Raw genomic sequence first — 24026 nt, forward strand, 5'->3', positions numbered from 1 at the left:
CTAGCTGTAATTCACTTGTTTAATGACATAACGGTCACGACCTTGCGTCTTGGCTTGATACAAGGCTTGATCGACGAGTTCATAGATATGCGATAAGGTTTCTTTACCAGTTGGAGTGACGGAAACAACGCCTTGTGAAACCGTCACGTAATTGGCAATAGAACTGAAAGCGTGAGGATAGCAAAGCTCATGAATGGCCTTTTGAATACGTTCCGCTGCCGTTTCACAATCTTCATTGTGAGAAAGCATAACCACAAACTCCTCACCACCATAGCGACCAACATACTCACCGCTGCGGCAAAACAATTTATTGGTCACCTGCGCCAAGGTGTACAGACAATGGTCCCCTTCAATGTGACCATAGTTGTCGTTAAAAGGCTTGAACTGGTCGACATCAAACAGGATCACGGTAAAAGAGCCACCATGGCGACCATGCCAAGAGATCATCTCTTTGAGTTTTTCGTCCATAAAGCGGCGGTTGAAAACTTGTGTTAGTCCATCCTCATTAGCTTGATGCTGCAACACTCGGTTGAGCTCTTCTAACTTCGCACTAGTGCGTTTGAGTTCCCTTCTCATATTAGCAATGCGCTGCATTGCGAGAAGCTTTGAGTTCAGAACAAGTTTATCGACTGGCTTAATCAAATAATCGTCGCCACCCGCTTCTATCGCTTGCGCGATAATCGCAGGCTCATCATGACCACTCAAAAATATGATTGGAATCCAGTCTTCAGGGTAACGAGAGCGGATTTCCTGTGACAGTTGAAAACCGTCCATATCCGGCATTGAGATATCGAGCAAGACAAGCTCAGGATCAAATTGCGGATAAAGTAATAGCGCCTCTCGACCACTAGAAACAGCCTCGACATTATGACCCAATTGTTTTAGGCGAATCGCCAATTGCATTCTGTCTAGTTGAACATCGTCAACCAACAAAATTCGCATCGAGGAACCGGTAGCTACCATGCTAATCTCTTTCCATTACAATCATATAGTTACGTATAGCATAACTTTCACGACCTTTCATAGCTTAATAATGAAAAGCTTATGTTGACATTTCACCTAAAATTTCTAGCATTACAGTTTTTCTTATCGAGAATTTTTTCATGTCTGAGACAACTCAAAACGAAACAACAACAGTGGACTTAGAAGCCATTTCTCCAGAGTTACGCCAAGTAATCGAATTCGACCAAGTACCAGAAGAGATGTACCACATGGTGACGTCTATTCACGAAGTGTCTGAAGAAGCTGTTCGTGAAGCTTGGGATGAACTTCCAGCAAGTGCGCAAAACATTTTGGACAATTTTGAGCAGTTTCATGCACTTATTTCTGTTAGCCAAGCTTTCGCTGGTATCAATGTGATGGAAGAGTTTCCAAGCATTCAACTGCCGAAAGATATGACAGAACAAGACAAAGAAGAGTACCGTGCTCAACTGTTGGACAAAGTCCTATACGACTGCGTGAAGGATATGGCTAAGCAGCTTAAGAAAGCTCGCCGTGATCCTATCCTTAAGCGCGATTTTAAAGACGTATTCGCAAAATAATTTCTGCGTCAGGCAGACAAAAGCCCGCTATTGCTAGCGGGCTTTTTTATCTGCTTTGAAACTGTAAATCTACAACTCAAGCCAATTTGCTATTGCTGCTCTCTCAATTGTTCTAAGCGATTTTTTAACACCACTGGCAAGGTGTAGAGCAATAACAAGCGAATCGCATGATTCACCATGACAAAAGCAGGTTCTAGTCCAAGCAGCAGAGCAACCGCGGTCATCGCTTCCACGCTTCCCGGCACCCAAGCTAGCAACACTACCAGCCAACTCATACCTAGAAGGTGAGACGCAACATAAGACGTTACGACAGCGACAAATAAGCCGATCAAAGTGACAAATACTCCCGCTTTGGAGTAGGACATCGCCTCACGTAAAGTCGTTTCAGCTAAACGCGCCCCTATCAATGAGCCAAGCAGTCCTGTCGCAAAGATGACTATGAACGAAGGTACTGATAAATCTACTGTCGTAATGTAGCTATTACAGAATGCAGCAATCACCAGTGAAGCAATCATATACGGAGCTGGAATACCAAAGCGCAGCGAGAGCTTACCACAGAGCATACTGACTGCGATCACGCCTAGCAGTAACGCCCACTGTTGCCAGCCAATAACCGTATGTTCAATCGCGACATCAGCTGTCGTATTTGAAATAAAGCCCGCCAACACAATTAGGATAATCAAACGAACAGAGTGTGAGTAAACCACCTTTGGTGACGGTTTATTGCCTGACTCGCTGATCACCAAAATGGCCGCCATCGCTCCCGGCACAGCACCAAGTAGAGATTCAAACGGATTCCATTTTTCTTTATGGTGCAACCACCAGAAGCTACAACTTGTTTGCAAAATCAGACAGATAACCAAACCCAATATCACTGCTGGATTCAGAGTATGGGAAAGTTCGCCTAGAGAAATCGTTGAACCAACACTGATCCCTAAAATCACTTGGATAAACATCAGGAGCGAGTTTGGAATAACCACTTTTACGCCAAATCGTTTCCTCAAAACAATAATGGTAGCTGCTGACATAAATAATTCAGCCAGAGGTATAGCAGACAAAAGCCCAACAGATGCCGAAAGCAGAGCAATGGCAATCATAATGGGCAGACTATACCGAGTAGAACCTTCAAACATAGTATTGAATTACATCCTTTCCCCAATACGAACTCTATCTACATAAACACAGCGTAGATTTGGGGATGTTTATTAGTTGGAGAGTGCGAGTTTCACCGCTTGTTCGGCGTGAATTTTCGTTGTGTCGTAAAGCTTAACTTGAGTGTGTTGTTGCTCGACTAATAATGCGATTTCCGTACACCCTAGAATGACCGCTTCTGCGCCTTGCCGGCGTAAGCTATCAATAATACTGATGTATTTCTCTCTTGATTCAGAAAGAATTTGCCCTTGGCACAACTCATCATAAATCACTCGATGTATCACTTCGCGGTCTCGGTGTTCGGGAACAATCACTTCTATGCCAAATTTGTCGCTGATCCTACGCTTATAAAAATCCTGCTCCATAGTGAAGGCAGTACCAAGTAAGCCTACCTTGGTAATACCATCTTCCAACAGTTTGTTCGCTGTAGCGTCTGCAATATGTAGTACAGGGATATCGATGTACTGTTCAATTTGCGGCAAAACCTTGTGCATAGTATTGGTACAGATAAGTAAGAAGTCAGCGCCACCAGCTTGTATTGATTTGGCCGCTTCACCTAAAACAACGCCCGCTTGCTCCCAATCGCCAACTCTTTGTAATTTCTCGATTTCGTCGAAATTCACACTGTAAAGTGCAATCTTCGCGGAGTGTAAACCGCCCAAAGACTGTTTGACTCCTTCATTAATCGCTTTGTAATAACTCACCGTCGATTCCCAAGACATCCCACCTAGCAGTCCGATTGTTTTCATCTGTTTTCCTTATGCTGTTGCCAATCACATACCACCTCGATTACCCTACTACAACTATGGGAATAGCCTCTAGGTCTAGCGAGAACTCAAGTGTCAAAAAAGCCCGATAGAATTACAGCCATGCAGCAAATCATTGATGATGTGAAGGAACAATTCCCTCTATACAATGAAGACACCTTTAAATGTGGTACTGACAATACTTGTATAGGCTGCCCCAAGAAGCTCATGGAACTCGTTGATTCCGAATTAAGCTATTGGCAGCACCAAATCAATAGAGGTAATGAGCCCGGTTTCGATGACATCCGTCGTTTTGGCAAAATGTGTACAAACGTACGTCGTTCTTTAGTGAAGAACCATCGTATTCCTTCCTAAGCTGGACTTCAACCATGCACTTCTCCTGACTTTATTCTCTGCCAATCAAACTCGCTTTCACACCAAATTCATTGAGTTACTGTACGGAACTCTCTTTACGTAGCCACCGTATACTGCCACTATCAGCTCATCACTCACCATGTCTAAGAAAGCGAATAGCTATGAATATCCTAATCACCGGAGCGACTAGCGGCATCGGCTATGAACTCACTAAATTGCTGGCAGCAAAAGGCCATAAGATTGTTGCTACAGGCAGAAACACTGACAAACTTGCAGAGTTGGCAGCAGAAACTCAGTGTTTCACTATCCAAGCGGATTTGAGTTGCGCGATTCAAACTGTCGAGATGTTTAGTAAAGCTTATCATCAGCTTGGCAAGCTCGACGTGCTGATCAACAACGCAGGGATGAACTCTAGAAAATGTGCCATTGAAGAGTTTACTTTGGAAGAGTTCGATCATCAGTACGCGGTAAACCTACGCGCACCAGCACTTCTAAGCCGTGAAGCACTAACCGTAATGAAGCCGCTGAAAAAAGGTTTCATCATAAACGTAGTAAGCACCGTCGCCAAACGCGCCAATGAGACCATGAGTGTTTACACAGCGATGAAACAAGGCTTTGCGGGTTTCAGTTCGATTCTGATGAAAGAAGCCCAGCCACATGGAATTAAAGTAACGACGTTATTTCCGGGCGGCACAGATACCAACTTCCGTGAAGTGGAACGTCCTCAATATATGAGTGCGAAGAGTGTGGCCTACACCATTAACCAGATCTTAGAACTTCCAGAAGATGTGGTGATGCATGAGATGGTCTTCCGTCCTCAGGTTGAACTGGAATAGCGCCAACGTTCAAATAGGGGCTAAGTGTGCGACCCTATTGTTTTTGCTCTGCTCGATAGCGTAACGTCACAAGGCGAATCATCTGATAACGGTTTTCTCAAACTGAGAAAACCACTAGAATTCGCCCGTCTAATTACGCTCTAGGTAAACCCATTGAAACTCAGCAAACGACTCAAACAAATCGAACAAATGGTCACTGCAAATTATGACCACATTTGGGACTGCTGTTGTGACCACGGTTTTCTTGGCGCTTCCCTTCTTCATAGACAAGCGGCTGAGAATATCCATTTTGTGGATATCGTACCAAGCCTAATGGCAGAAGTAGAAGCTAAGCTGCAACGCTTCTATGCCAATTCATCGGCTAAATGGCATACCCACTGCTTAGATGTCGCCAAACTTCCTTTGGAGCAATTCTCAGGGAAACATTTGGTTATCATTGCCGGCGTAGGTGGTGATTTAATGATGCATTTCATTGAACAAATTCATCAAAATCACTCAGCTCTAAATATCGAGTTCTTACTTTGTCCTGTACATCATCAATTTGCCTTGCGACAAACCCTGATTGGCTTGCAGTTTGGTTTGATAGAAGAAGCTCTGCTGGAAGAAAACGGTCGCTTCTACGAAGTCCTACTGGTCTCTACTGCCAACGAAAATAGAAAACCGATACACACAACGGGTAGCGAACTTTGGCGTTGCAACAGTAAAGAGCAAGCCAAGACAGCTAACCGTTATCTGACAGCGACATTAAATCATTACCGACGCATTCAAAATGGCAATACCGCAAATGTGCAGCACATTATCGATGCCTATTCAGAATTAAAAATTGAAGAGTAATAACGCCTATTCTCTAGCAGAAAGAGCTCACCAGAAGAAAAGAGTTCAAAGGAGCAGAACAAGGTAAGTGGCTGTCACTACAAAACAGCCACTAAAAGCAGAATGATGTTATTGATCGATCTTTATTAATCGAGCGTTTTCTCGTAGCAAGCAAGAGTGAGTGTTTTACCATTAAGCACAAAGGCGTTCTTCTCTTGACCTACACGTACAAAGTCCGACTTTTCAAGCACGCGCATAGATGCCGGATTATTCGTAGCGGCTTTCGCGGTAAGCAAACGGAGATCCAACTCATCGCGAGCAATCTCACTTAGCTCGTTTACGGCAAAGCTAGCCACGCCTTTACCACTCCAGTTCTGGCAAACTCGATAACCAATTTCACACTCATCATCAGTCACATCAATAATGTTGGCGCGAGCGATCACTTCACCATCCTCGACAACGACATAGAAGTATCCAGTCCCTTCTTCATGCTGTCCAATCAAGCTAGTGGTGATATCACGGAAGCTGGCAAAGCTGTCATAACTTGATGGTCTTGGTGGCACAAATTGCTCGAACCAGTCACGGTTGTTTTTCTCAAACTCAAATAGTGATTGGAAATGTTTTTCTTCTAATAACTCTAATTCCATATCTCAGATCCACGTGAAAAATTATTAAATGGTAGGAGCTAAAATTTGAATATAACGCCCTGTTCAATGACTCGCAATGCATAAATATCACATCTCCAACAATAAGATGGGGTATCAGAAAGCGACTACATTCACGTAGTTCATATCAATGGCCACTAATGTAAGTGGCGCTTTATTTGCAGTGTCTGAGCCGTTAAAATGGCACAAATTTGAGAAACTGGACATATCAATGGCAAAGCTAACACTCCAAGAACAGATGCTAAAGGCTGGCTTGGTTAATGAAAAAAAATTAAAAAAAGTACAAAAAGGCTCGAAGAAATCTCGTGTACAGGCTCGCGAAGTGAAAGCAGCTGTTGAAGAAAACAAACGAGCTCAGCAAGAGCGCGACAAAGAACTTAGCCTGCAACAAAATGAGCAGCGCCTTAGCAAAGAGATCAGTGCTCAAATCAAGCAACTAGTAGCAATGAATAAAATTGATATTGCTGATGGTGATATCAAATACAACTTCACTGACGGAACTTTAGTGAAGTCTCTTTACGTAACGTCACTAATTCGCGATCAGCTAATCAAAGGTATCGTTGCAATTGCCCGCTATGAAGAAAGCTATGCGGTTATCCCAAGCGGTGTGGCAAACAAAATCACGATGCGCGACGACAAGACTGTGATTGAACAAAAAGCGCCAGAAGCTGATATTCCGGCAGAAGATGACCCGTACGCAGATTTCATCGTACCTGATGACCTTATGTGGTAATCAAAAGACTGAATTAGACTTCAGCAAAAGTAGAAAAGCAAAAGTAGAAAACGGCGCTCAAAGCGCCGTTTTTTAGTTTCTCGATAGCTTTTGGTTTCACGAGAGTTTCTGCTTCACTATGAACGGTTATTCCGTAGACACACAACTAAACATTGAGGTTATCGGAACTATTAAAGGAATACATGGTGACTTCGTTACGAGGATACCAGCCAAGCTTGTCATAAAATCCTTTTGCACTGTGATTTTCATTGAGTACAAATAAATGGGTTTTTGAGATCCCAATCTCTGCCAATGCACGCACAGACATATCAACCAAAGAGTGCCCGATCTTCTGACCACGATAACGCTCATCAACCGCTAGGTGCTGTAGATATCCACGGCGACCGTCTGTTCCAACAAGCACTGCCCCAATCACAATCTCATCAGCAAGAGCAACGTAGCTCAGCCCAGGATTGCGCTGTAAATACGCTGCGATGTTTTGCTCGGAATCGGCATCCCTAAGCGATAGGTTATCCGTTTGTCCCCATAATGTAATCACTGCCTGATAATCAGAAATATCCATTTCTCGTAGGGTTATCATCATACAACCTCTTAATTAATCGATGACTCGCGCCATATGATATGCAGAGACATATTCTCCATTTCTAAATGCATAGGCTTTCGATTCACCTTCAATAGCGAAGCCATACTTCTTGTAAAGGTTAATGGCTCTGTCATTGTCACTGTAAACCGTCAATTCAATACGCTTTAGATTCAACCAGTTGTCAGCGAGATCAACCACCGTTGAAAGTAATGCACTACCGACACCGCGACCTTGAACATCATCTTTGACACCCATACCAAAAGATGCGACATGGCGTCGACGTGGGCTGGTGCAAACTTCGAAGCCTAAGTTGCCTACGATTTCTCCATCAACAAGAGCAACGTAGACATACACATTATCAGGTACATCCGTTGTGCGTTTTTCCCAGAGTGTTAACGATGGATGGGGGAGTTGGAGCGTGCTCGAATAAGCATTCTTGCATTCATAAATCTTTTTAATCGCTTTTGCATCTGAAGGTTCTGCCCTTCGAATCTCAACTGTCATAACAACTCCAACACTCTCATTAGTTAGCAACGTTTACGTTGCACTTTTCTTTCTTTACATCGTTCTATTATTTGAATTTTTTCTGCGTTCGACGACGCACTCCAATGGATGATTTCGTTTATGGTTCGAAAACAGCCAACACAGATATCTTGCTCATCCAAACAACACTGACGAATACAAGGTGACGCAGGGGTATTGCCCGCTGTGTCTAATTTCGAACTCATTGTTACATCCACACTCTGTTAGCTATTGCTAAGACGATTAAATATAAATTGTTCCGCGCGAATACAGTACACCAAAACCAGAGACAAGCACGCGATCGTTAATCACCTGACAAAAAAGCACCCCGCCTCTTTTGGATGCTTGGTATGCCGTAAGCTCTAACTTGCCAAGTTGCTCAGCCCAATATGGTGCTAGACCAGAATGAATTGAACCCGTGACAGGATCTTCATCCCCACCATTTGCTGGCCAAAAATATCGAGACACAAAATCAAACTCATTTGCTTGAGCCGTTACAACTGCATCGTAAGGCGCTAACAATTTGAGCTTATCACTATGATATTGGACGTTTCGGACATCTTGCTCACTAGACAACACTGCAAAATACGCTTGCCGATTTCTGAGTACTTTAACTGGACGAATAGACAAACCTTCATGCAGAGCGGCAGGTATATCTTCTACAATTTCAGGCAACTGATTGGGAAAGCTCATTTCAATGCGTCCATCTCTAAGCTGATTAACTTGAAGCTCACCGACTTTTGATGTGACAAATTCAATCTGCCCTTTGCATTCTAAAAAATGTAACAGCACATAGGAGGCTGCGAGGGTCGCATGCCCACAAAAATCTATTTCTGTAATTGGCGAAAACCAGCGAATAGCGTATCTATTCGGCGCGATGGCTTTAATAAATGCAGTCTCTGAAAGGTTGTTTTCTGCGGCGATATTTTGCATCAACTCGTCTGATAACCACTCAAGAACAGGTACGACTGCCGCTGAATTTCCCTGAAACTTTTTATCAGTGAAGGCATCCACCACAAATACTTCTAATTCCATTTACAGCGCTCCAACGGCTTTTTAAAAAAGGATACCTTAAACTTAATCGATACAAACTAATCGCTACAAAACGTACTGCATGATGTGTTGTGGTCCGACAGGACCGCCCAAATACAGTTCACCCGTATCAGCAAAGCCGCATTTCAAATAACATTCGTAAGCAGGTTTGTTACGGCAATTGACTGTGAGCTGCATGACTTCAAAATCAGGATAGTGCCCCACTACATAGTTTGGCAGAGCTTTGATGGCTTGGGTCGCAATGCCTTTACCCTGATAGTGCTGATCAACCAATAATGCTCGGATCCCTATCGCTTTTTGGCTACCAAATTGATATTTGATCGAATACTCCAAATCCAGTAAGAAGAAACCCACGGGTTTACCTTCAAAAATAATCAGATGAGGATGTTCTGTCTCTTTTAACTGCTCAACAACTTGCGAAATATTGCCGATCGTAAATTGCGCTTGTTCTTCACGAACGCTCAGATGACTTGCTTCTTGTTGCCAAATGGGGCTGTATTTCTCGATGAATACCACAACTATCCTTAGTTCCATTGCGTTATGCGTTTCTCACTTTAGGAAGTGAAATTGCGTTGTTCAGTGAACGTAATATTTATGCAACAAACAATCAACAGCAAAAACAAATAACATACTGAATAGTCAGAAATAACTGCAAATATTCGATAAAGAACCGCCGTGTCGAGCTTCAAATAAATAAAGAAAACTATTTATTAGCAACATCTAAATAACCTGATCTTTATCAAACTCTAATCAATTTACTCCTTTTTTAGTATTGCCTTATATAAATTGTGGTTATGATTTTTGTGTCGGTTTGGCAAAAATCAGGTGGCTATATGTTTAAAGATCTAAAGTTGGGAAAAAAGCTGGGTCTCGGCTTCGGCGCTGTGTTGGCGTTACTTTCCATTGTTTTGGCCATTGGTGTTATTGCTCTAAAAAACACCGATGAAGGGTTAATGCAATATAGGGGATTAGCACGGGAAACAAACTTAGCCGGTAACATTCAAGCCAGCATGTTAATGGCTCGCATGAATGTGAAAGACTACCTACTCACAAAAAGCGACTCAGATATTGAAGAATACAAAGAGTATGTAAACAAAATGCATACTCTGCTTGACCAAGCGAAAGAGCGGGTTACCAATCCAGAACGAATCAAACTTGCTCAATCCGTTGTTTCCTCTCTCACCAACTACGAAAGTACCTTCTCTCAAGTCGTTGAACTTGTAAATCAGAGGAATAACGTTCACGACAAACAACTGATTCCAAACGGTGATGCAATGAAAGTGGCTATAGAAGCCATCATTAAGTCTGCTTACGAAGATGGCAATACCGAAGCCGTATATGAGGCAGGACATACCCAAAAAGCTATGTTTATGGGCAGACTATTCGTCGCCAAGTTCTTACAGACCAACCAAAAAGAAGACTACGACGTTGCTGTGCAAAACATGGATGTTTCGATGAAGGAAGAGATAGATGATCTCACCAATACGCTGCAAGATCCTGAACGTAAACGTCTGTTCTCCGAGTTTAGCCGCGCACATTCTCAATACGTTGCTGCGATGCATGAGATTTACCGTTTGATTGAAAAGCGCAATGATCTCATTGAGAACACCCTTGATGTACTCGGCCCTAAAGTAGCGGCTGACGTTGAAAGCGCTAAAGCTTCCGTCATGAAGGAACAAGATACTCTCGGCCCCGCATTGGAAGCAAACACAGACCGCAGTATTCAAATGACGATCATCCTCTCAGTCGTAGCCGTTATCGTTGGTATGGTCGCAGCATATATTTTGACTACCGTGATAACCACACCAATTCATAAAGCCGTCGATGCGGCAAATCAACTCGCTGAAGGTGACTTAACCGTCAATGTTGGCGAGACGAGTAAAGATGAAACGGGTATGTTACTTGCCGCGATTCAAAATACTGCTAACCGCTTAAAACAAATGATAGGCACGATTAGTGGTGCGAGTGACGAACTGGCTTCTGCTTCTGAAGAACTTGCTGTGGTGACAGACCAGACATCTCAAGGCATTCAGCAGCAGGAAAGCGAGACAGAAATGGTAGCAACAGCGATGAATGAGATGACAGCTACCGTTCACGATGTTGCCAATAACGCAGCAAAAGCAGCCGAGGCCGCGAATGAAGCAGACAAAGAAGCCACATCCGGCTCTGCTGTTGTTACTCAGACCATTCAGTCCATAAACACCTTGTCACAAAGCGTCAATCTCTCATCTGAAAAGCTTTCAGGGGTTCAGCAAGATGTCGTCAACATCAGTTCTATCCTCGATGTAATAAGAGGTATTGCAGATCAGACTAACCTACTCGCTCTAAATGCAGCTATTGAAGCGGCTAGAGCAGGAGAACAAGGACGAGGCTTCGCTGTCGTTGCTGATGAGGTACGCTCACTGGCCTCACGTACTCAAGGCTCAACATCTGAAATACAAAATATTATTGAGAAACTCCAGTCAGGCACTCAAAGCACTGTTGAAGTGATGAATCAGGGTAAACAATTGGCAGACAATTGTGTGGAACAAGCCAGCAAGACAGGCAATGCACTGAACTCTATCACCCATGCGATAAGCGTAATTAACGACATGAACATGCAAATCGCCAGTGCTTCCGAGCAGCAAAGCTCCGTTGCAGAAACTATTAACGAAAATGTCGTGAACGTGAAAAGGATTGCTGAACAAAACGCAGTAGCGTCGAATCAAACCCGTAGCTCTAGTTCTGAGATAGCAAGGCTTGCAGAACAACTCAATGAAATGGTTTCCCAGTTCAAGCTATAGAGTTGAAAGTTAGAAAGCACAGTGTTACCTAACTATAAGATGTTACTAAAATAGGGATGTTGCTTGAGTTTAGATTCTGCTTAGGAACAAAGGGCACGTACGGTTTGTTGCATGGCAAACAATACGTGCCTTTATATTTGTATCTAATCTACATAGATTTTTTTGTTTGGATCTTTGTGATGTTCAAACATCAACTCAATGTCACAAGGTAAAACTCGCCCTTCCGATAACTTAGGTAGCTCATCCAAACCAAAAAAGCCGATATCGGAAATTTCGATGTTAGTCGCCGCCTCGCCAGATTCAAACTCACACAGGAAAAACATCTTATAAATATGATAGGGAAACTTAGGAAAATAAGGATGAACATCTCTATCTTTAATCGCCACCAAACGCGGTGAGCTAACTACGTAGCCAGACTCCTCCAACACCTCACGAACAATACCTTGAGAAGCTGTTTCACACACATCAGCCCAACCACCCGGAAGTGACCAACAATCATCTTCTCTTTCACGTACCAGCAAGATTTTGTTGTCTTTGATAACGGCAGCTCTTAGATCTACTTTTGGTGTAGGATAGCCAGTTTCCGGGATGAATAACTCTGCAACACGCTCTACAGGTGTGTCTGATAGCTCTGCAAACATCTGATGAGAAATATCAGAGATTTGCGCGAAACGCTCTAAATCGAACTTATCTTTAGAATATGTTTTACCCGCCTGACCAATCGCTTGTATCTGTTTTGCCCACGCTAACCACTTACTCATTACTTCACTCCGCCACTTGCAACTTATTGTTCAGCCAAACCTTCAGACCAAACAGCAAACTCATTACCACTAGGCTCTGTAAAATGAAAACGGCAACCGCCAGGAAACTCAAAGATAGGTCGAACGATCTCTCCGCCATTGAGTATTACTTTTTCCAACGTTTGCTCAATGTCGGCGCTGTAAAAAATGAGCAGAGCACCACCGTTGGCGCTTTGGCTGCAAGCATCGGCTTTATAAAAGCCACCATCAATACCTTGATCAGCAAACGCTGCATAGTCTGGACCGTAGTCAATAAACTCCCAACCAAACACCATGGAGAAAAACGACTTCGTCGCCACTAAGTCTTTAGCAGCGTACTCAACATAATTTATTTTTTCGTGCTGTTTCATGGTTATCTCTTCCTCAAATAGTGCCGGTTTCCGTTGTTTGTGATTGGCAAACGGACGGTGTCAGCTAGGCTTAAGATTTAGTTTAAGCCTAGCACTCTATTGGCTATCAGTGAATGACAGGAAAGGAAACTCTCGGTAAATATGCCGTTAATTATCAGCGGTATTTCAGGAGATTAACTTTGCTTTCGGGTACACCTAATCAGTTCAATTTTCATCAGAACGACACCGACAAAAACAGTAATTGAAGCAATAGCGAGAACGGGGTCAATGAGTTCTAAAGCCACAAATTGACCATAGAGAAGAAATAAACCAATCAGCAATACCAAAGATCCACACTGATGCACATAAAACTGCAAGATAGCCAATTTTGACTGTGAGTTGTCTAGCCACAACTTATGACATAAGCCATAAATAAAGGAGAGTACAAAACCCACCAGCATGATATGTGCGTGAGTGACAAATTGCCCATGATCTTTCGATGCTGCCATGTGTATGCCTAATGCTAATCCCAAAATGGCATATCCAAATGCAGTCAGAATGAATTTACGATCCATAAACAATCCCTCTTGGTTTAGATTGCTTCAATCAGTTTAGACCACAAACGAAAACTTCATTCTAAAGTTGTAGAAACTGCCTATGTGACATTGTCACTTAAAAAATCAAAAAAGAAGACAGGGATGTTGAGGAGAGAAGAGTGTTTAAAGGGAAACTTGAGCGGGGAGAACTTGAAAGGAGAGATACATAGGGCAAGCGCCCTATGTATACGCATCCGATAGCGTTCATTAAAAGCTAACAATACGCTTTAGATAAGAGCGAGTTACTTGTAGAAAGCTTCTACTTCACCTTTTAAAGTGATTAGCATTGGGTTGCCCCAACGATCTTTTGCTTTAGGCGAAGGAATTTTTACCCAACCTTCACTGATGCAGTACTCTTCAACATCAGTACGCTCTTTACCGTTAAGACGAATACCAATATGGTGTTCAAAGCACTCAGCAACAAAGTGTGGGCTGCGTGGATTGCCTGATAGATGATCTGGTAAAGCTGGTTTTGAGTTATTTTCGCTCATTTTTATGACCTGATATAAAAAAAGTAGGCCATTTTAAACAATGAGAGCCATAGGCTCAACAATTAACACCCTACTAGGCATAGCGGTTAATGACCCGAGGCTAAAGATTCGTCCCTAATATCAGTTATTAAGTTCTAACTGCCAGTAACCCACTGATATCTGATGATCAAACTTAAAGCCGATGTTGTTAAACTCGCCCACTTTTTTGAATCCCATACGTTCATGCAAAGCGACACTAGGCTGATTGGGAAGCGCAATTGACCCAACAGCGTTTTTGTATCCGGCGCTTTTCAGTATTTCTAACAATTCTCCGTAGAGAGCCTTACCCAAACCTTTGCCTTTCGCATCTGCATCGACGTATATGGATGGTTCTACAGTAAAGCGATAAGCACTGCGAGCCTTCCACTGATTGGCGTAAGCGTAGCCTTTAACCTCTCCATCTTGCTCCAAAACAATCCAAGGGAATCCTAAACTCAACACCTGTTCTACCCGTTTTGTCATCTCTTCTTCTGTCACAGGTAATTCTTCGAAGGAAATGGTAGTGGTAGCAATGTAGTGATTATAAATTTGAATAATCGATGGGATATCTGCACTAACTATATTCCGAATAACCATACGTCCTCCATGACGCATTAAAACTGCTTTTACGCATTTACTGTTGAGAAAACTTCCATCAATTTAAAACAAAATTTAATTTTTTGACACAGACTTTACAATTATCCATTGAGCAAACACTCTAGTACTAACTATGCTTTAAATTTCATAAGTCGCGAGAGCTTATTTCATGATAGAAAAGCTAAGGATTCCGTACATCACAGAGACAGTTTTAGTCGACGGTGTGTATCAGGCTGAGCGCAGAATCTACAGAGAACGACGCCGTAGTAAAAAGCATTCCGTGCAGTATGAACGCAGAAGAAATAGAGACCCACGCTTACCCGATGCAAAATCGATTAACGAATGGCTATGAGCCCTCAGTTCCTGTTGTATCTGCTGTTCCGTAAGCAGAACAGTATTAGCATTTAATTTTGTTCACTAGCTTTTTAAGCAGTTCAATCTCATCGTCTTCAAACAGTGAAAACGCCGCTTCACAACAGTGTTCGAAAGAAACAGAAGCATCTTTATAAAGTTGTTCTCCTACTTGAGTAAGACCCACCAGACTTTGTCGAGCATCTCTTGGATTCGCAACTTTAAGCACTATGTTGTTCTTTTCCATCGGTGCAAGTAGACGTGTAATTCCAGAAGCCGTTAGTCCTACTGAATCCGCTAGCGCAATACGGCTTAGAGAACCACCTGTACTAGTATTAAGTCGGTGCATAATGACGAATTCGGTGTAACTCACCCCATGGGCGCTTAAACTTGTATCGATTTTCTTGGTAAGCAAAGTGCTCACTAATGTGTGCTCCAACATCAGTGAAGTTAAATTCGTTTTCATAGTCAAAAACCTTATTGATTAAATCTTGAAATATATTTGAGTGGTCAAGTATGTTTCAAGCAACAAAATGATCAACTAGAAAATCGCCTAGCGTATATATCTCTCAGCTGTGATTTAACAAAAGGTTTGAATATAAAGCGCTTCTACTTTATCGCGTGCCCATTGGGTACGGCGTAAAAACTTTAGTGAAGACTTGATCGATGGGTTGTTATAAAAACAATTTAATTGAATTTGAGCATCTAAACCTTCCCAGCCGTAATGTTCAACCAACTGAGTAAGGATTTTCTCTAAGGTAAGACCGTGCAGTGGGTTTTTCGGTTGTTCTTGGCTCATTCAGCGCATCTCTATAACAAAATAGTTGGGAGGTGTAGTGTAACAGATAGCGTTAACAACACCTCATCCATCTGAGGCTAGCTCAGCAAATTACTCTACGATTTCATAATGACGCTCGACATTTCGCGTCACTTCTCCCCAATAGGAAGCTTTTACTCGCTGTTGATGTTGCTCAAATGAAGCTTTGTCAGTGAACTCTTCGTACACATCAAACCTACACGGATTGTCTGAATCTTGTATTACTTCAAACACCAAGCATCCCGACTCTTGAAGTGTCAGCCTCTTATGAGTGACAAGTTCTTGCTTCACCACTTCTAGGTCAGATTCAGGCACTAATATAAAGCCCCGTAAAATCACTTTAGACACAAACATACCTCTTTGAACAATCTTTGATTAAACCAAACACTTCGAATAACTACTTCTGTCCATATCCACGATTTCCACCGTTATAGATGCTTGGGAAAGTGGCAAAGTCTTAAGCTGGTCGAGCACAGATTGAGAAAGCTTTTTCTTATTTTCATCGCTACGCCCAGACAAAATACGAACTGTGACATGAATGAAATCCTCATGCTTTGTACCCGTTTGGTAATGTTGGTACGAAATGCTACGCACCTTGATATCACTGCCATCAGCTTCAAACAGCTGCGACTCAAGCGCCCCTTTAAAAACTTTCTGATTCAATTCTTCATTGGGGATAGTAGAAGAGTGTTCAACAATACAATGAGGCAAAGTCTGCTCCTTTTTAATAATCGTTCCGACAAGTCATAGGTTGGCTATTTGATTCCTAACTGAAGTTTATAGTCAGCACTGCTCTCTAACAAAAGCCAAAATATTTTCAAAAGCGATGCTGAAATAGAGCTCATAGCTATTTTTCTCTACATAGCCTAAATGAGGCGTCGCCAATACATTAGCTAATGTTAAAAGTGGTTCATTCTCAAATGTCGCTGGCTCATTCTGAAACACATCAACAGCTGCGTACTTAGTGGGAACGGCAACCAGTTCGTTATACAAAGCGTCATCTTCTACCAATTCCGCACGACTGATATTCACAAAAAGAGAACTAGGTTTCATCCGTTTGAGATCGTCAGCAGTGACACAATAACGAGTTGCATCATTAAGCCGCAAATGCAGCGAGACGATATCAGAATCAGCGAAGAATGACTGCTTAGATTGCGCAGCTTCAAAGCCATGTTCTAATGCTAACTGGCGTGATTTTTCACTACCCCAAACTAACACCGACATCTCAAATGCCTTCGCATATTGAGCGATTCTCTGCCCAATATTGCCATAACCCCAAATCCCTAGCTTTAGTCCTTTCAACGTTCTGCCTAAGCCCAGACTTCCTGAACTTTGCCACACATCATTTTTCAAATTACTGGTATAAGCTGGTATGTGCCGAGAAGAGGACATTATTAGAGCCCAGCACAGCTCAGATGGAGCAATAGGTGAACCTTTTCCCTCTAATACTTGTACGCCATATTTTGCACATATATTGGGGGCGATGTGGTTGCTCACCTTTCCTGTCTGACTGATCACCTTCAGATTAGGTAGTTGGCTAAGCAAGGATTCGGTGATGACGGTGCGTTCACGAATCAGAACGATAGCGTCAAACTCGACGAGCTTTACTACTAGTTCAGCTTCTGAGTAGGTTTCTGTAAATACAGTGACTTGGTGCTCGTCTAGCAATGTAAAGCAAGCCAGATCTTTTACGACGTTTTGATAATCATCTAACACGGCTATTTTCACTGCGCTTTCCTTATTTTTATGCAGATAACTTTCTAATCATGGAGGCAAAGAATGAGATGAATTTGAACAATAGCAGTCAATGCAAGGCTGTCCATTAGCTAAGCCATTTTTGTGATTTTCACCTTACAATTTGGTTGGGTAAACAACCTTGAATCGCTCCAAAACCAGCAACATATCTTCTGTTGCCTCTATACCGAGCTGTTTGCATTCTAATGAGAAAAACCGCCAATGAGCATCACGCCACCACTCTAACGTTTTGTCTCCTTCCCCTTCTGCGGCGGCAAACTCTGCAGTGACATCTTTATATCGACTCTTTTCCACTGCCGTAACTTCAATAATGCAGATAGGTTCGCCTTGCCAATTAGTGACTACCTGAAGATGAGCAACTTCGGACATCGTTTCACCTTGATGGCTATACCAATAGTCCATGCTACAAGAGGCTCTCTTCTCGCCTCTTAGAATTAGTTCAGCACACAGGTTAGCGTTGTACTCGTCAGCACAAAAATAGTCCGCACTGAATGAGCGATATTGTTGTGCAGCTTTCTCCGGTAATGATGTCAAATACCGTTCCAGAAATAACTGGCTTCTGCTTTCCATGATTTTCCTATTCAGTTAATTGGATAAATCGGTGGGGTAAGTCTCAATCAACCATTTTCACCATAAGGAAGTTAGTTAGAGTTTGACCTCTAACTTCCATCTGTTGCTCTTTTTCCACCTTAAAACCCATGTGTTCATAAAAAGGGCGAGCGGTAATACTGACATGTGAATAGTAACGTTTGATATTGCGTTGTTTGCCAATCTCGAACACATGGTTCATCAAAGCTTTACCAATTCCTTGTCCTTGATAGAGATGGTGGCAAAAAAAGTGGTCGACTAAGCCGTCTGGTTGTAAATCCGTATACCCGACGACCACACCATCACTCGTCGCCACAAACGGATTTAAACCGTCCATACGTTTTTGCCAAACATCTGGGTCCAAAGTATTTGGCGCCCAAGCTTCAACCTGAGCTTGACAATAGTCACGAACATTAATGTTACGGATAGTGAAATGATGAATAGCCCAAAGTGTTTGAGCATCTTCTTTGACATAGCCACGAATGGTAATCATGCATCTCTCCTGACTTCTGGAGCTTAATTAAATGTGTTTGTGAGGATGCTTTCATCCAAAAATTAGGAAGGCGTGTACTGCATTAAGTATTCAAAATCAGTTTCACCAACGCGCACAAATCCAAGTCGTTCATAGAGACGTTGCGCTGGGTTCGTTTTAACGACACTTAAACCAACGGTTGAACCCGTTGTTTTAGCTTTACTCATCAGCTGTGAAATAAGGCGGTTAGCGATACCTTTGTTTTGAAAATCGGGATGAAGTTGAACCTGTACCAGATACCACTCATTAATATCTTGGTTAAATTGAGCTTTGAACAGACCAGCAGAGGAATTATTGATAACGATGATTTCAGCTTGCTCAAATGCGTAATAAACCCTTTCAAGGTAGGCTTCTCTTCCTGTTGGCATCCCTACTTCTCTTAGGTATTTACCCATAGTAGTTTCACGCAGTTCAACTAGGAACTCCACATCAGACTCGACCGCTTTTCTTAATGAATATTCCATTATTCTCTCCTGTCTTTACCTTTAGTCTGGTATTAGTAACCTATTCATCATATTTAAGATACTAATAACACACTAAAAATTTGCTAGCTGTGCGCGTCATGGCTGTTAGGACGAAAAATTGGACATAAAAAAAGGAGAGCTAATGCTCTCCTTTTTCAAAACTTGACTGCTAATTAAAGAGCAGCTTTCGCTTTTTCAACTAAAACAGTAAATGCTGCTTTGTCGAATACTGCGATGTCCGCAAGGATCTTACGGTCGATCTCGATAGATGCTTTCTTAAGACCGTTGATGAAACGGCTGTAAGATAGACCATTTTGACGAGATGCCGCATTGATACGTGCAATCCATAGTTGACGGAATTGACGTTTCTTAGCGCGACGGTCACGGTATGCGTATTGACCAGCTTTAGTAACAGCTTGGAAAGCTACGCGGTAAACACGTGAACGTGCACCATAGTAACCTTTAGCTTGTTTTAGAACTTTCTTATGACGTGCACGAGCTTGTACACCACGTTTTACGCGAGGCATTATGCTTCTCCTAAACTAAACGATAAATAAACTAAAAAGAATTAAGCGTATGGCAACATACGTAGTACTGCAGCCACTTCACACTTAGGAAGGATTGCATTTGGACGTAGTTGACGCTTGTTCTTAGTAGTACGCTTAGTCAGAATGTGACGTTTAGTCGCGTGCTTGTATTTAATACCACCAGCAGTTTTCTTGAAACGCTTAGCAGCACCTTTGTTGTTTTTCATCTTAGGCATGATGAATAACTCCGCATTGTAGTAGTTTAATAAACAACGTAATTAGGGCGAATAAAACCCAGCCAAGTGCCTTTATTTAAAGGGACGCGGCTAGGTTCATTACTTGTAAGCCGTTAATTACTTCTTCTTAGGGGCAAGCACCATGATCATTTGGCGACCTTCGATTCTCGTTGGGAAAGATTCCACTAGAGCGAACTCTTCTGTGTCAGCTTTCAAACGATTCAGAACGTCAACACCGATCTCTTGGTGAGCCATCTCTCGGCCACGGAAGCGAATTGTTACCTTCACTTTGTTGCCTTCTTCAAGGAAACCAATCAGGTTGCGTAGTTTTACCTGATAGTCTCCGATATCAGTTCCAGGACGGAATTTTAGTTCCTTAATCTGGATCTGTTTTTGCTTCTTCTTCTGCTCTTTCGCAGCTTTGCTCTTTTCGAAGAGGAACTTGCCATAGTCCATCACACGACAAACTGGTGGCTCGGCGTTAGGGCTGATCTCTACGAGATCCATACCAGCTTCTTCGGCTGCAGCTAATGCTTCTTGAATTGACACAACGCCAACTGATTCACCATCAGCGCCTGTTAAACGAACTTCACGTACGCCACGAATTTCACCGTTTAAACGGTGCTGGTTTTGTTTGGCCGGAACTTGGCCACGTCTTCCGCCTTTAATAGGTTATTCCTCCAGATTAAGCTTACGGCTTTCAACTTCGGCGTGGATGTATGAAATAAAGTCATCCAACTTAAATTTGCCTAGGTCTTTGCCCTTACGAGTACGTACTGCGATTTCTCCAGCTTCCATTTCTTGGTCGCCACAAACAAGCATATACGGTACACGCTTCAAAGTGTGTTCGCGGATTTTAAAGCCAATCTTCTCATTTCTCAAGTCCGCTTTTGCTCTAATACCACTTTTTTGTAGCTTTTGTGCTACTTCTTGAGCGTAATCAGCTTGTTTGTCAGTAATATTCATGACAACTGCCTGTTCTGGTGCCAACCAAGTTGGGAAGAAACCAGCATACTCTTCAATCAGAATACCGATGAAGCGCTCAAGAGAGCCTAAAATAGCGCGGTGAATCATTACTGGTACTAAACGCTCATTATTCTCACCTACATATGTCGCACCAAGGCGAGTCGGTAGGTTGAAGTCAAGCTGAACAGTACCACACTGCCACGCACGATCTAGGCAGTCGTGTAGCGTAAATTCAATTTTCGGGCCGTAGAACGCGCCTTCACCTTCTTGAATCTCATAAGCAATGCCCATAGCTTCAAGAGAAAGTTTTAGTGCTTCTTCAGAGCGATCCCAAATTTCATCGCTACCTACACGCTGTTCAGGACGTGTAGAAAGTTTTACTGCAATGTTATCGAAGCCAAAAGTAGTATATGTGTCATATACCATCTTAATGCACGATGTTACTTCTTGCTGAATTTGATCTTCAGTACAGAAGATGTGTGCATCATCTTGAGTAAAGCCACGAACACGCATAATACCGTGTAGAGAACCTGATGGTTCGTTACGGTGACATGAACCGAACTCAGCCATACGTAATGGCAGATCACGGTAAGATTTCAAACCTTGGTTGAAGATTTGAACGTGACCCGGACAGTTCATCGGTTTAATTGCGTATTCACGGTTCTCAGAAGACGTTGTGAACATTGCGTCTGCGTATTTGTCCCAGTGACCAGAGCGTTCCCAAAGAACGCGGTCCATCATTAGCGGACCTTTTACTTCTTGGTAACCGTACTCGTTCAGTTTTGAACGAATGAAAACTTCAAGATCGCGGAATACTGACCAACCATTGTGGTGCCAGAAAACCATACCCGGAGCTTCTTGCTGCATGTGGAACAGGTCAAGTTGCTTACCCAGTTTACGGTGGTCACGCTTCGCGGCTTCTTCAAGGCGAGTTAGGTGCGCGCTAAGTGCTTTCTTATCATGGAAAGCAGTACCGTAGATACGTTGTAGCATCTTGTTGTCGCTGTTACCGCGCCAGTATGCGCCTGCAACGTTCAACAGTTTGAAGTGTTGACAGAAACCCATGTGCGGTACGTGAGGACCACGACACATGTCGATGTATTCTTCATGGTGGTAAAGACCTGGACGATCATCGCGAGATACATTCACATCTAAGATTTCCATCTTGTATGGTTCTTGACGAGATTCAAATGTATCGCGAGCTTCCTGCCAGCTAACGTTCTTTTTCACAACTTGATATTTGGTTTTAGCCAACTCTAGCATGCGAGCTTCGATCTTCTCTAAATCTTCTTGAGATAGAGGTTGCTCTACATCGATGTCGTAGTAGAAGCCGTTATCGATCGTAGGACCAATAGCCATTTTTGCTTCTGGGTATAGCTGCTTAAGAGCATGACCAAGCAAGTGTGCACAAGAGTGACGAACAATTTCTAGACCATCAACTTCGTCTTTAACTGTGATGATTTCTAGACTTGCATCGTTTTCGATCAAATCACAAGCATCAACACGAACACCATCAACGCGACCTGCGATCGTTGCTTTAGCAAGACCAGGACCGATAGATAGAGCGACGTCCATTGTAGAAATTGGGTTATCAAATTGACGTTGACTGCCGTCAGGAAGAGTAATAATAGGCATGAATAGTCCTTACAGTGGTGTTGCACACCAAGCAACACATATAATCATTTTGTTACCTTAGAAAACAATTAGTTATCAAGGATAAATTATTTCAGGAACCGGATTTGGTACAGCTTTGGTACAATTCAAAACATACATACCAAAAAGTTCAAGACGGCATAGAGTACAGCCTTTAGTGATTTCTATCAAACAAAATGACAATTCTTAAAAGTCTTTTGATACCAAAACTAGCCCCTCGATATAGATAGCCCACTACAAACTGATACCAAAACACCTTTACTCGAGAAACCGGCAACCCGACTTTTGATACCAAACTCCATTTCGACACCCGAGCTTTTACCGACATCTAACATTGACGACTGGAGTTCATAAGGTCAGAAGTATTCAATGTCCCACACTTGTACCAAATCGACGTACCAAAATGTGAGATATGAAAATGAGTCATAGAACTGAATTCGAAAAAACGTTTAAACACTTCGCGCCATACCATCACCGTCATAAAGTTTGGGATGACCTAATCACCTGTTTTGCAATTTCCATTAACAACGGAATCGCCAAGGATGAAGAATTAGAGAATAAGTATTTGGGTATTATTCGAAATTACGAAAGAAATGAGCAGCTAGAAATGCCTAAGTTGGTAGGAATGCTAGTTTGTGCCTTTGAAGAATCCGGTCATTGCGATTTGCTTGGTGAAATGTATATGGCGATGGAAATCAGCTCAAAAAATTTAGGTCAGTTTTTTACGCCCTACTCTCTATCTAAATTATGCGCAAAGCTGTCACTAGATAAGCAAACCATAGAAACGAAAAACTTCATTACGGCACATGAACCCGCATGTGGTTCAGGCGGGATGATCATAGCTCAAGCAGATGTGATGATAGAAGAAGGCTACAACCCACAAGAAAAACTTCTGGCTTATTGTGTAGATGTAGATCAGACCGCAGCAATGATGTGTTACATACAACTAGCTCTTTGGGGTATTCCCGCCAAGGTAACTATTGGCAATACACTAACAATGCAGTTTTCCAGAACGATGCTTACTCCTATGTATCATTTGGGCGGTTGGTCAATAAAGGAAATGATTGGGCAGCGTACCCAAGAACCCGAAACGAACTTACTTGTTAAACGCGCAACAACAATTATAAAGCACTGCTCAGAAGCTAGCACCGAAGTGATACGCTCTGAATTACTTGAACAGTTACAACGTGGAGCTAGCTATCAAAAAGTTAGCATTATTCAGAACGTCTCTCGTGTAATCATTAATGACAGTGTTTACGATTTAATGTGCGCATGATCGTAAAACTATGAATCAAAAAGCTTTATGACAAAACCATGATAAAAATGTCAAAAGCCATACTTAGTATCACTAGAACGTTAGCAAGTATTTTGAGGTTACTATGCTCACTGTCACTCTAGACAAGATTTACGCTTCTCGTCCTTGTAATAAATATTGGCGGGTAATCAAAGCGACTTTCGCACCGACAAAGCTAAATATTGATTTTGAAAAGCCAATACCCGCCAC

Annotated in this window: 34 protein-coding genes; 8 read left to right on the forward strand and 26 right to left on the reverse strand. The window is 42.5% G+C overall.

Annotated elements, in window-relative coordinates:
• Window positions 1-963: a GGDEF domain-containing response regulator gene (locus ACOSVQ_RS10530; protein ID WP_491982526.1), complete on the reverse strand. Its 963-nt coding sequence runs from the start codon at window positions 961-963 to the stop codon at window positions 1-3.
• 140 nt (window positions 964-1103) lie between these two features.
• Here ACOSVQ_RS10530 and ACOSVQ_RS10535 point away from each other — a divergent pair, with 140 nt between their 5' ends.
• Window positions 1104-1541, forward strand: a complete 438-nt coding sequence (locus tag ACOSVQ_RS10535; protein ID WP_491982527.1) for a DUF3069 domain-containing protein — start codon at window positions 1104-1106, stop codon at window positions 1539-1541.
• An 89-nt stretch (window positions 1542-1630) separates the two neighbouring features.
• On the opposite strand, the gene ACOSVQ_RS10540 is transcribed toward ACOSVQ_RS10535, so the two are convergent.
• Window positions 1631-2674 carry an AbrB family transcriptional regulator gene (locus ACOSVQ_RS10540; RefSeq protein ID WP_491982528.1) on the reverse strand — a complete coding sequence of 348 codons (1044 nt, stop codon included), beginning with the start codon at window positions 2672-2674 and terminating at the stop codon, window positions 1631-1633.
• Window positions 2675-2746: 72 nt separating this feature from the next.
• Window positions 2747-3442 carry an aspartate/glutamate racemase family protein gene (locus ACOSVQ_RS10545; RefSeq protein ID WP_491982529.1) on the reverse strand — a complete coding sequence of 232 codons (696 nt, stop codon included), beginning with the start codon at window positions 3440-3442 and terminating at the stop codon, window positions 2747-2749.
• A gap of 90 nt (window positions 3443-3532) precedes the next feature.
• Here ACOSVQ_RS10545 and ACOSVQ_RS10550 point away from each other — a divergent pair, with 90 nt between their 5' ends.
• The 3 genes from ACOSVQ_RS10550 (at window position 3533) to ACOSVQ_RS10560 (ending at window position 5484) form a co-directional block, all read left to right on the forward strand.
• A complete protein-coding gene (locus tag ACOSVQ_RS10550) occupies window positions 3533-3814 on the forward strand; it encodes a hypothetical protein (protein ID WP_491982530.1) in 282 nt (93 codons plus the stop codon).
• Window positions 3815-3975: 161 nt separating this feature from the next.
• Window positions 3976-4650, forward strand: coding sequence for an SDR family oxidoreductase (locus ACOSVQ_RS10555; RefSeq protein WP_491982531.1), 675 nt, complete (start codon window positions 3976-3978; stop codon window positions 4648-4650).
• A 153-nt stretch (window positions 4651-4803) separates the two neighbouring features.
• A complete protein-coding gene (locus ACOSVQ_RS10560; RefSeq protein ID WP_491982532.1) occupies window positions 4804-5484 on the forward strand; it encodes a tRNA (adenine(22)-N(1))-methyltransferase in 681 nt (226 codons plus the stop codon).
• 125 nt (window positions 5485-5609) lie between these two features.
• On the opposite strand, the gene ACOSVQ_RS10565 is transcribed toward ACOSVQ_RS10560, so the two are convergent.
• Window positions 5610-6110: a GNAT family N-acetyltransferase gene (locus tag ACOSVQ_RS10565; RefSeq protein ID WP_491982533.1), complete on the reverse strand. Its 501-nt coding sequence runs from the start codon at window positions 6108-6110 to the stop codon at window positions 5610-5612.
• Between the two features lie 229 nt (window positions 6111-6339).
• Between ACOSVQ_RS10565 and ACOSVQ_RS10570 the strand changes: the two genes are divergently transcribed.
• Window positions 6340-6861 (forward strand): DUF2058 domain-containing protein, encoded by a 522-nt coding sequence (locus ACOSVQ_RS10570; RefSeq protein ID WP_491982534.1) that lies wholly within the window; start codon window positions 6340-6342, stop codon window positions 6859-6861.
• A gap of 145 nt (window positions 6862-7006) precedes the next feature.
• Here the strand turns inward: ACOSVQ_RS10570 and ACOSVQ_RS10575 are convergent, their stop codons facing one another.
• The 5 genes from ACOSVQ_RS10575 to ACOSVQ_RS10595 all read right to left on the reverse strand — a co-directional run bounded on the left by ACOSVQ_RS10575 (window position 7007) and on the right by ACOSVQ_RS10595 (window position 9535).
• Window positions 7007-7441, reverse strand: a complete 435-nt coding sequence (locus tag ACOSVQ_RS10575; RefSeq protein WP_491982553.1) for a GNAT family N-acetyltransferase — start codon at window positions 7439-7441, stop codon at window positions 7007-7009.
• A gap of 15 nt (window positions 7442-7456) precedes the next feature.
• Window positions 7457-7948, reverse strand: a complete 492-nt coding sequence (locus tag ACOSVQ_RS10580) for a GNAT family N-acetyltransferase (protein ID WP_491982535.1) — start codon at window positions 7946-7948, stop codon at window positions 7457-7459.
• 23 nt (window positions 7949-7971) lie between these two features.
• The gene (locus tag ACOSVQ_RS10585) at window positions 7972-8172 is read right to left on the reverse strand and encodes a DUF1289 domain-containing protein (RefSeq protein ID WP_491982536.1); all 201 of its coding nucleotides are present in this window, start codon (window positions 8170-8172) and stop codon (window positions 7972-7974) included.
• 37 nt (window positions 8173-8209) lie between these two features.
• Window positions 8210-9001, reverse strand: a complete 792-nt coding sequence (locus tag ACOSVQ_RS10590; RefSeq protein ID WP_491982537.1) for a PhzF family phenazine biosynthesis protein — start codon at window positions 8999-9001, stop codon at window positions 8210-8212.
• 63 nt (window positions 9002-9064) lie between these two features.
• Window positions 9065-9535 carry a GNAT family N-acetyltransferase gene (locus ACOSVQ_RS10595; protein ID WP_491982554.1) on the reverse strand — a complete coding sequence of 157 codons (471 nt, stop codon included), beginning with the start codon at window positions 9533-9535 and terminating at the stop codon, window positions 9065-9067.
• A gap of 317 nt (window positions 9536-9852) precedes the next feature.
• Here ACOSVQ_RS10595 and ACOSVQ_RS10600 point away from each other — a divergent pair, with 317 nt between their 5' ends.
• Window positions 9853-11802, forward strand: a complete 1950-nt coding sequence (locus tag ACOSVQ_RS10600) for a methyl-accepting chemotaxis protein (protein ID WP_491982538.1) — start codon at window positions 9853-9855, stop codon at window positions 11800-11802.
• Between the two features lie 143 nt (window positions 11803-11945).
• Here the strand turns inward: ACOSVQ_RS10600 and ACOSVQ_RS10605 are convergent, their stop codons facing one another.
• The 5 genes from ACOSVQ_RS10605 to ACOSVQ_RS10625 form a co-directional block, all read right to left on the reverse strand.
• Window positions 11946-12563 (reverse strand): NUDIX hydrolase, encoded by a 618-nt coding sequence (locus ACOSVQ_RS10605; RefSeq protein WP_491982539.1) that lies wholly within the window; start codon window positions 12561-12563, stop codon window positions 11946-11948.
• 23 nt (window positions 12564-12586) lie between these two features.
• Window positions 12587-12952, reverse strand: a complete 366-nt coding sequence (locus ACOSVQ_RS10610) for a VOC family protein (RefSeq protein WP_165312955.1) — start codon at window positions 12950-12952, stop codon at window positions 12587-12589.
• Window positions 12953-13125: 173 nt separating this feature from the next.
• Window positions 13126-13506: a TonB-dependent receptor gene (locus tag ACOSVQ_RS10615; RefSeq protein WP_491982540.1), complete on the reverse strand. Its 381-nt coding sequence runs from the start codon at window positions 13504-13506 to the stop codon at window positions 13126-13128.
• Window positions 13507-13769: 263 nt separating this feature from the next.
• Window positions 13770-14018, reverse strand: a complete 249-nt coding sequence (locus ACOSVQ_RS10620; protein WP_042485816.1) for a DUF3297 family protein — start codon at window positions 14016-14018, stop codon at window positions 13770-13772.
• A 120-nt stretch (window positions 14019-14138) separates the two neighbouring features.
• Window positions 14139-14633 (reverse strand): arsinothricin resistance N-acetyltransferase ArsN1 family B, encoded by a 495-nt coding sequence (locus ACOSVQ_RS10625; RefSeq protein WP_491982541.1) that lies wholly within the window; start codon window positions 14631-14633, stop codon window positions 14139-14141.
• Between the two features lie 169 nt (window positions 14634-14802).
• On the opposite strand from ACOSVQ_RS10625, the gene ACOSVQ_RS10630 reads away from it, so the two are divergent.
• Window positions 14803-14985: a hypothetical protein gene (locus tag ACOSVQ_RS10630; protein ID WP_491982542.1), complete on the forward strand. Its 183-nt coding sequence runs from the start codon at window positions 14803-14805 to the stop codon at window positions 14983-14985.
• Window positions 14986-15030: 45 nt separating this feature from the next.
• Here ACOSVQ_RS10630 and ACOSVQ_RS10635 read toward each other — a convergent pair whose 3' ends face one another.
• From ACOSVQ_RS10635 to thrS, 12 genes are all read right to left on the reverse strand, one after another.
• A complete protein-coding gene (locus ACOSVQ_RS10635) occupies window positions 15031-15450 on the reverse strand; it encodes a MarR family winged helix-turn-helix transcriptional regulator (protein ID WP_491982543.1) in 420 nt (139 codons plus the stop codon).
• 114 nt (window positions 15451-15564) lie between these two features.
• Window positions 15565-15783, reverse strand: coding sequence for a VF530 family protein (locus ACOSVQ_RS10640; RefSeq protein ID WP_165312960.1), 219 nt, complete (start codon window positions 15781-15783; stop codon window positions 15565-15567).
• 90 nt (window positions 15784-15873) lie between these two features.
• Complete coding sequence (locus tag ACOSVQ_RS10645) at window positions 15874-16149, reverse strand: putative quinol monooxygenase (protein ID WP_491982544.1); 276 nt, start codon at window positions 16147-16149, stop codon at window positions 15874-15876.
• Window positions 16150-16176: 27 nt separating this feature from the next.
• A complete protein-coding gene (locus ACOSVQ_RS10650; protein WP_491982545.1) occupies window positions 16177-16512 on the reverse strand; it encodes a 5-carboxymethyl-2-hydroxymuconate Delta-isomerase in 336 nt (111 codons plus the stop codon).
• 72 nt (window positions 16513-16584) lie between these two features.
• On the reverse strand, window positions 16585-17529 hold the full coding sequence (locus ACOSVQ_RS10655; RefSeq protein WP_491982546.1) for a D-2-hydroxyacid dehydrogenase family protein: 945 nt from the start codon (window positions 17527-17529) through the stop codon (window positions 16585-16587).
• A gap of 123 nt (window positions 17530-17652) precedes the next feature.
• Entirely contained in the window at window positions 17653-18126 is a 474-nt protein-coding gene (locus tag ACOSVQ_RS10660) for an ASCH domain-containing protein (RefSeq protein WP_491982547.1), read from the reverse strand.
• A gap of 43 nt (window positions 18127-18169) precedes the next feature.
• Entirely contained in the window at window positions 18170-18637 is a 468-nt protein-coding gene (locus ACOSVQ_RS10665; RefSeq protein ID WP_491982548.1) for a GNAT family N-acetyltransferase, read from the reverse strand.
• Window positions 18638-18699: 62 nt separating this feature from the next.
• Window positions 18700-19140, reverse strand: a complete 441-nt coding sequence (locus ACOSVQ_RS10670; RefSeq protein WP_491982549.1) for a GNAT family N-acetyltransferase — start codon at window positions 19138-19140, stop codon at window positions 18700-18702.
• A gap of 173 nt (window positions 19141-19313) precedes the next feature.
• Window positions 19314-19667 (reverse strand): 50S ribosomal protein L20, encoded by a 354-nt coding sequence (rplT, locus tag ACOSVQ_RS10675; RefSeq protein ID WP_102939616.1) that lies wholly within the window; start codon window positions 19665-19667, stop codon window positions 19314-19316.
• 41 nt (window positions 19668-19708) lie between these two features.
• Window positions 19709-19903 (reverse strand): 50S ribosomal protein L35, encoded by a 195-nt coding sequence (rpmI, locus tag ACOSVQ_RS10680; protein ID WP_042485685.1) that lies wholly within the window; start codon window positions 19901-19903, stop codon window positions 19709-19711.
• Window positions 19904-20020: 117 nt separating this feature from the next.
• Window positions 20021-20572, reverse strand: a complete 552-nt coding sequence (infC, locus tag ACOSVQ_RS10685) for a translation initiation factor IF-3 (RefSeq protein ID WP_165314170.1) — start codon at window positions 20570-20572, stop codon at window positions 20021-20023.
• 3 nt (window positions 20573-20575) lie between these two features.
• Window positions 20576-22504, reverse strand: coding sequence for a threonine--tRNA ligase (gene thrS / locus ACOSVQ_RS10690; protein WP_491982550.1), 1929 nt, complete (start codon window positions 22502-22504; stop codon window positions 20576-20578).
• Window positions 22505-22940: 436 nt separating this feature from the next.
• Between thrS and ACOSVQ_RS10695 the strand changes: the two genes are divergently transcribed.
• A complete protein-coding gene (locus tag ACOSVQ_RS10695; RefSeq protein WP_491982551.1) occupies window positions 22941-23798 on the forward strand; it encodes an N-6 DNA methylase in 858 nt (285 codons plus the stop codon).
• Window positions 23799-24026 lie beyond the last annotated feature (228 nt).

This window comes from Vibrio sp. HM8-C (genome assembly GCF_058630515.1).

Excerpts from the sequence above, each read along its gene's own strand:
- ACOSVQ_RS10530 (WP_491982526.1), bottom strand. The coding sequence starts at position 963 with ATGGTAGCTACCGGTTCCTCGATGCGAATTTTGTTGGTTGACGATGTT.
- ACOSVQ_RS10535 (WP_491982527.1), top strand. The coding sequence starts at position 1,104 with ATGTCTGAGACAACTCAAAACGAAACAACAACAGTGGACTTAGAAGCC.
- ACOSVQ_RS10540 (WP_491982528.1), bottom strand. The coding sequence starts at position 2,674 with ATGTTTGAAGGTTCTACTCGGTATAGTCTGCCCATTATGATTGCCATT.
- ACOSVQ_RS10545 (WP_491982529.1), bottom strand. The coding sequence starts at position 3,442 with ATGAAAACAATCGGACTGCTAGGTGGGATGTCTTGGGAATCGACGGTG.
- ACOSVQ_RS10555 (WP_491982531.1), top strand. The coding sequence starts at position 3,976 with ATGAATATCCTAATCACCGGAGCGACTAGCGGCATCGGCTATGAACTC.
- ACOSVQ_RS10565 (WP_491982533.1), bottom strand. The coding sequence starts at position 6,110 with ATGGAATTAGAGTTATTAGAAGAAAAACATTTCCAATCACTATTTGAG.
- ACOSVQ_RS10570 (WP_491982534.1), top strand. The coding sequence starts at position 6,340 with ATGGCAAAGCTAACACTCCAAGAACAGATGCTAAAGGCTGGCTTGGTT.
- ACOSVQ_RS10575 (WP_491982553.1), bottom strand. The coding sequence starts at position 7,441 with ATGATAACCCTACGAGAAATGGATATTTCTGATTATCAGGCAGTGATT.
- ACOSVQ_RS10580 (WP_491982535.1), bottom strand. The coding sequence starts at position 7,948 with ATGACAGTTGAGATTCGAAGGGCAGAACCTTCAGATGCAAAAGCGATT.
- ACOSVQ_RS10585 (WP_491982536.1), bottom strand. The coding sequence starts at position 8,172 with ATGAGTTCGAAATTAGACACAGCGGGCAATACCCCTGCGTCACCTTGT.
- ACOSVQ_RS10590 (WP_491982537.1), bottom strand. The coding sequence starts at position 9,001 with ATGGAATTAGAAGTATTTGTGGTGGATGCCTTCACTGATAAAAAGTTT.
- ACOSVQ_RS10600 (WP_491982538.1), top strand. The coding sequence starts at position 9,853 with ATGTTTAAAGATCTAAAGTTGGGAAAAAAGCTGGGTCTCGGCTTCGGC.
- ACOSVQ_RS10605 (WP_491982539.1), bottom strand. The coding sequence starts at position 12,563 with ATGAGTAAGTGGTTAGCGTGGGCAAAACAGATACAAGCGATTGGTCAG.
- ACOSVQ_RS10610 (WP_165312955.1), bottom strand. The coding sequence starts at position 12,952 with ATGAAACAGCACGAAAAAATAAATTATGTTGAGTACGCTGCTAAAGAC.
- ACOSVQ_RS10615 (WP_491982540.1), bottom strand. The coding sequence starts at position 13,506 with ATGGATCGTAAATTCATTCTGACTGCATTTGGATATGCCATTTTGGGA.
- ACOSVQ_RS10620 (WP_042485816.1), bottom strand. The coding sequence starts at position 14,018 with ATGAGCGAAAATAACTCAAAACCAGCTTTACCAGATCATCTATCAGGC.
- ACOSVQ_RS10625 (WP_491982541.1), bottom strand. The coding sequence starts at position 14,633 with ATGGTTATTCGGAATATAGTTAGTGCAGATATCCCATCGATTATTCAA.
- ACOSVQ_RS10630 (WP_491982542.1), top strand. The coding sequence starts at position 14,803 with ATGATAGAAAAGCTAAGGATTCCGTACATCACAGAGACAGTTTTAGTC.
- ACOSVQ_RS10635 (WP_491982543.1), bottom strand. The coding sequence starts at position 15,450 with ATGAAAACGAATTTAACTTCACTGATGTTGGAGCACACATTAGTGAGC.
- ACOSVQ_RS10640 (WP_165312960.1), bottom strand. The coding sequence starts at position 15,783 with ATGAGCCAAGAACAACCGAAAAACCCACTGCACGGTCTTACCTTAGAG.
- ACOSVQ_RS10660 (WP_491982547.1), bottom strand. The coding sequence starts at position 18,126 with ATGGAAAGCAGAAGCCAGTTATTTCTGGAACGGTATTTGACATCATTA.
- ACOSVQ_RS10665 (WP_491982548.1), bottom strand. The coding sequence starts at position 18,637 with ATGATTACCATTCGTGGCTATGTCAAAGAAGATGCTCAAACACTTTGG.
- ACOSVQ_RS10670 (WP_491982549.1), bottom strand. The coding sequence starts at position 19,140 with ATGGAATATTCATTAAGAAAAGCGGTCGAGTCTGATGTGGAGTTCCTA.
- rplT (WP_102939616.1), bottom strand. The coding sequence starts at position 19,667 with ATGCCTCGCGTAAAACGTGGTGTACAAGCTCGTGCACGTCATAAGAAA.
- rpmI (WP_042485685.1), bottom strand. The coding sequence starts at position 19,903 with ATGCCTAAGATGAAAAACAACAAAGGTGCTGCTAAGCGTTTCAAGAAA.
- thrS (WP_491982550.1), bottom strand. The coding sequence starts at position 22,504 with ATGCCTATTATTACTCTTCCTGACGGCAGTCAACGTCAATTTGATAAC.
- ACOSVQ_RS10695 (WP_491982551.1), top strand. The coding sequence starts at position 22,941 with ATGAGTCATAGAACTGAATTCGAAAAAACGTTTAAACACTTCGCGCCA.